The organism is Bacillus sp. JST-5, assembly GCF_057747715.1.
The window spans coordinates 1-1,559 of sequence record NZ_JBYLHW010000143.1; the positions used below are offsets into that span (position 1 = coordinate 1).

A 1,559-nucleotide genomic window follows, 5' to 3' on the forward strand; every position below is an offset into this window, starting at 1 on the left:
GAATTTTATTTAAGTTGGTGATTATTTATGCGTACCAAAAATAGATTAAATCCAATCGAATCAAAATACTTTAGACCCGAGATAACTAATTGTCCAGAATGTGGTAATAAATTAGTATACTGTCACCCTGTTTGGAGAAAAACAATTTCTACCCTAAAAGGTGAATTTAAAATCATAAATCTAGGATACCGATGTGAGAATAACTCCTGTTCTAATGACACCGTATATCGTTCAGCTGAAGCCGAACAATTAAGTATGAAGCACATTACTTATGGAATGGATGTCATCGCATATATCGGATATTTACGGTTTAAAGAACATAAGACTCGATCTGAGATAGCTACTATATTATCGGAAAAAGAAGTGAAAATTTCTGAGAGGCAAGTACAGAAACTTTATGAAAGATATGCGTTATTACTGCGGGCAAGCGTTAAAGAAAATATGAAAGAGACATTAGAAAATATTGTGAAAGAACATGGAGGACTTGTCTTATCTATTGACGGTGTCCAACCCGAAAAAGGTAACGAAACATTGTATGTCATCCGTGAAGTTCTTAGTGGTACTATTTTAGCTGCACATAATTTAAAAAGCAGTGCTTCTCAAGAACTGATAGGTATTATTCAACCTATTTTAGACTGGGGTTATCCAATCCAAGGTTTTATCAGTGATGGGCAACAATCCATTCGTTTAGCAATTGAACAAATAACTCCAGATATTCCGTATCAATATTGTCAGTTTCATTACTTTAAAGACATAGCCAAACCATTAGTTGAAAAAGATAGAAAACTAAAAACGAATATCAAAAAGAAGCTAAGGGGAATAAGGGAAGTTGAAAGAAAAATTGAAAATTCTCCATCTAAAAACATAGAAGAAGAGGTAGCAAGTGACTATATTGCGGCTATTCGATCCGTTCTTCTAGAAGATGGTAAGCCACCATTCGAATTACCAGGCACTTGTGTTTTTGAACGAACGAATGCGATTAAAGATTCGATTGAAAAATGCCTGGATAAAAAAGGGGACTCCTCTACTTGAAAAGTTGTTCAGAATAGTCAGAAATGTGGATAACTATAAGGAAGATTATCAACTCGTAAAACGTTGGGATACACGATTTAAAAGGATTGCCACCATTATGGAACCTTCTGAGAATAAAACAAGTTTTTGGGTCGAAAACAGATTGAAGCAATATTTAAACCAAATGGAAAAAGAGCTCAATCGGAAAGAAGATCAACCGTTTGTAGAGAACCTATTAAAGTATAGTAAAGGATTTTGGAAAGGACTTTTCACCTTTTATGATTATCCACTTATACCGAGAACGAATAATGATTTAGAACTCTTTTTTAGAAGAATAAAGCAAAAACACCGAAGAATCACAGGTAGTCGGACTTGGAATCGATATATTATCCGACACGGTGAAAACATTGTATTTGTAGAAAATGTCTCTAATGAACAGGAAGGGCTACAAATGATAAAAAATGTTAATTATTCAGCATATAAAACTGAAGCGAATAAATGGGAACAACGTATTGGCGAGCATATAAAACAAAGAAGATTCAAAAAAG

2 protein-coding genes are annotated in these 1,559 nt (G+C 33.9%); both read left to right on the forward strand.

Annotated elements, in window-relative coordinates; all coding sequences use genetic code 11:
* Nucleotides 1–27 precede the first annotated feature (27 nt).
* Nucleotides 28–1,032, forward strand: a complete 1,005-nt coding sequence (locus AC3ASS_RS14165) for a transposase (protein WP_488284150.1) — start codon at nt 28–30, stop codon at nt 1,030–1,032.
* A gap of 25 nt (nt 1,033–1,057) precedes the next feature.
* Nucleotides 1,058–1,559: hypothetical protein (locus AC3ASS_RS14170; RefSeq protein WP_488284151.1), on the forward strand; the 502-nt coding region annotated here is incomplete at its 3' end.